General features: G+C 75.0%; 4 protein-coding genes. 3 read left to right on the forward strand and 1 reads right to left on the reverse strand.

All coding sequences use genetic code 11. The features are described from left to right. From GT030_RS21860 to GT030_RS21870, 3 genes are all read left to right on the forward strand, one after another. Window positions 1-182, forward strand: a 182-nt coding sequence (locus GT030_RS21860; RefSeq protein ID WP_237522732.1) for an SAV_6107 family HEPN domain-containing protein, incomplete at its 5' end; no start/stop codon positions are given. A gap of 190 nt (window positions 183-372) precedes the next feature. Beyond that, on the forward strand, window positions 373-1,161 hold the full coding sequence (locus tag GT030_RS21865) for a methyltransferase (RefSeq protein ID WP_161202555.1): 789 nt from the start codon (window positions 373-375) through the stop codon (window positions 1,159-1,161). 276 nt (window positions 1,162-1,437) lie between these two features. Next, window positions 1,438-1,824 carry a DUF3040 domain-containing protein gene (locus tag GT030_RS21870; RefSeq protein ID WP_086696385.1) on the forward strand — a complete coding sequence of 129 codons (387 nt, stop codon included), beginning with the start codon at window positions 1,438-1,440 and terminating at the stop codon, window positions 1,822-1,824. A 93-nt stretch (window positions 1,825-1,917) separates the two neighbouring features. Here the strand turns inward: GT030_RS21870 and GT030_RS21875 are convergent. After that, window positions 1,918-3,581: DUF3488 and transglutaminase-like domain-containing protein (locus GT030_RS21875; RefSeq protein ID WP_161202556.1), on the reverse strand; the 1,664-nt coding region annotated here is incomplete at its 5' end.

Below are 3,581 nucleotides of genomic sequence, written 5' to 3' on the forward strand. Positions count from 1 at the left end.
GGAGCGCCCTGTTCGCCTCCGGCGCCGACCGCCGCGCCCGCGCCGAGGCCGGCATCCGGGGCGCGGCCGGCCCCCGCGACGCGGACGACCTGATACGCGACGCGGGCATGTTCCTGCGTCTGATCGAGCGGATGCTCGCCCTCCAGCCGGTGCTGCCCCGGACGAGCCCGGAGACCGTCTGACCCGGCGTTCTCGTCCAGTGGGCGAGACGCGGACCACCGCACCCGGCCGGGGTGACCGGGCGCGGCGGGCGAGGCCATAGGGTGGAGGCGCCTTATGTCTCCACCTGCCGCGCACCTCCCCGTGACCGGCCGGGGAGGCCCCCATCGCGCCGCCGGGCAACGGGCGGTGCCGTGCCGAGGAGCAACAGCCGTGCCGGACCCGACGCGCCCCCGCGCCTCTCTCCGTACCGCCGTGGTGTGGGACGTCCTCCAGGACGCCCTCGACCGCCGGGTCAAGGCCACGGGGCGGGACTCGCTGGACGTGCTCGACACCGGCGGCGGCAGCGGCAACTTCGCCGTGCCCGTCGCCCGGCTCGGCCACCGCGTCACCGTCGTCGACCCCAGCCCCAACGCCCTCTTCGCCCTGGAGCGCCGGGCCGCCGAGGCGGGCGTGGCCGACCGGGTCCGCGGCGTCCAGGGCGACGCCCACGGCCTCTTCGACGTGGTCGAGCGCGGCGGCTACGACGCGGTGCTCTGCCACGGTGTCCTGGAGTACGTGGACGACCCCGCCGAGGGCGTCGGCAACGCGGTGGCCGCGCTGCGCCCCGAGGGCGTGCTCAGCCTGCTCGCGGCCGGCCTCGGCGGCGCCGTGCTGGCCCGCGCCCTCGCCGGGCACTTCACCGAGGCCCGCCAGGCCCTCGCCGACCCGGACGGCCGCTGGGGCGAGGGCGACCCAGTGCCGCACCGCTTCACCCCGGAACAGCTCACCGCCCTGGTCGAGGGCGCGGGCCTGCGGGTCGGCGCCGTGCACGGCGTACGCGTCTTCGCCGACCTGGTGCCCGGCGTCCTGGTGGACACCGAGCCGGGCGCGCTGGACGCCCTGCTGCGGCTGGAGGCCGCCGTGGCGGAGCTGCCCGCCTTCCAGTCCGTGGCCACCCAGGTCCATGTGCTCGGCGAGACGGGCGGGACCGGAGCGCCCGCCGTAGGCACCGGGGACTGAGCCTGCCCCGTGGGACACGGCGCTGATCAGGGGCGCGGCGGCAGATGGAGTACGCCACAAGCCCCCCGATCGAGGGGTTTGCGCCGTATGATCGAGGTACACCGACCGGCATGACGGGTCGGCCGCCGGGGAATGACAGCCTCAGCGGGCCTGGACGCCCTGACGTCCCGGTTGGCCAGATGGCGCAGAGGGGCGGGTTTCACGGGGGCGATTCCCTGCCTATCCTGAAAGGACCCCCCAGAGTCGCCCCGGCGACTGCACGATGAGGAGGACTCCGTGCCGCTCTCGGAGCACGAGCAGCGCATGCTCGAGCAGATGGAGCGAGCGCTGTACGCCGAAGATCCCAAGTTCGCGTCGGCGCTTGAGGGAAACGGGCTGCGGACGTACACCCGGCGCCGGGTCTATCAGGCGGTCGCGGGCTTCCTCGTCGGTATCGCGCTCCTCATGGCCGGTATGGTCGCCCAGTTGATCTGGATCAGTGTCGTCGGCTTCCTCGTGATGCTCGGCTGTGCCGTGCTCGCCGTCACTGGATGGCGCAAGGCACCCAAGCCGGGCGAAACCCCCAAGGGCCACACCGGGCGCCGCCCGGTCCGGCGGAAACGTACCGTCATGGAACGCATCGAGGACCGCTGGCAGCGCCGCCGGGACGAACAGGGCCACTGAGCCGCCCGCGGACTCCCCAGATTTCGTACGAGGGGATGACCACCACCCGGTGGTCATCCCCTCGCTCGTGTCCGGCTCCGTCAAGCCGCCCCGCTAAGCCGCCCCGCGCACCGGCCGCAGCGCTGCCGCCCGGGCCCGCAGGGCGGCCCAGCGGTCCCGGGCCGACCACAGCACCCGCCGTGCCGAGCGGGGTGCGAACAGGGCACGCAGCCGGGTGCCCCGGCCGACCGGGGCCGCCAGCCCGGCGATCACCCGGCGCACGTCCTTGGCCAGGTCCGGCGCCGGGCGCGGCTCCGGGGCGTACAGCACCTGCTCCAGGGCGGCCGCCACCCGGTGCACCGCGGCCCCGGCCTCCGTGTCCAGTCGCCCCAGCCGCACGATGCGGGCCGCCGAGCCGCGCGGCGTCAGTGAGTCGTCCGGTGTCACTCCGTGGTCCCAGGCACTGTCGGTCAGTTCCCGCCAGGCCGCCAGCGTCCGCACGGCCGGGTCGGCGCACGGCCCGTCCAGCCGGCGTGCCCGCACCCGCGACCGCCACAGCATCGGGGACAGCGGGAGCACCACCAGCGCCAGCGCGCCCAGCACGATCAGCGCGGCCCACAGCCCGCCCGACGGACCCCCGCCCCCGCCCGGCGCCGCCACCGCCGCCGACGGGTCGGCACACGCGCCCGACCTGTCCCGCGCGGCGCAGTTCTCACCCTGCGTCGCCGCCGCCGAAGGCTCCCTGGACGCCCCGCGTGAGGGCAGTTCCTGGTCCGGGCGGGCGCTGCTCGGGGTGTCCTGCTGGGTGTACGCGGGGGTCGTGCCCCGCGTCGGCGTGGGCTCGAACCGGATCCAGCCCACGCCCTGGAAGTACAGCTCCGGCCAGGCGTGCGCGTCCTTCAGGCTCACCGACACCGAGCCGTCCCCCTGCGGGGTGCCCGGCGCGAACCCCACCGCCACCCTGGCCGGAATGCCCAGCGTGCGGGCCATCGCCGCCATGGCGAAGGAGAAGTGGACGCAGAACCCCTCCTTCTTCTTGAGGAAGTTGGCGATCGCGTCGGCGCCCCGGCCCACCTGCACCTCGGTGTCGTACCGGAAGCCGCCGTCCGCCGAGAACCAGTCCTGGAGCCGTACCGCCTCCTCGTAGTGGTTGCGCGCCCCGGAGGTGACCTTCTCGGCGGTCCGCGCCACCACATCCGGCAGCCGGGACGGCACCCGCGTGTACTCCCGCTCCAGCGCGGCCGGCGGCTTCGGCGCGTCGGCGAGCTGCTTCGCGGTCGGCTGCAGATCCAGGCTGGTGACCTGGTACGTCTCGCCGCGCGTGGTCTGGCCGTGGTCGCCGACCAGGGTCATGCCGACCGGCTCGTACCGCCAGTTGCCGTCGATCCGGACCCCGCTCGGCGGATACGGCATCGGCAGCCAGTCCTGGGCGTACCAGTCCGCCGCCGTGATCACCGTGCGCAGCGTGGTCCGCCTGACGTCGTCGCTCAGGCCCGCCGGGGCCGGGAAGACGCCGGGCACCGCGGCGATACGGCGCTGGGACGGCTTCCAGTCGGTGCCGTCGAAGTCGTCCAGGGACACTATCCGCACGTACATGTCCGGCACTTCGCCGGAGCTGGGCCGCAGGGAGAGCACCTCGCGGTCGTCGTCCACGTTCAGGCTGTCCCGCAGCGACACCAGCGGGTTCACCGCCGAGATCGTGCCGCCCCGGCCGTTGCCCGCGCCGACGCCCGACCCCGCCCGGCCCAGCAGGCCGCCGTGCAGCGTCGGCAGGGCCA

Source organism: Streptomyces sp. SID1328, from assembly GCF_009865595.1.
Classification (GTDB): Bacteria; Actinomycetota; Actinomycetes; order Streptomycetales; family Streptomycetaceae; genus Streptomyces; species Streptomyces griseoluteus.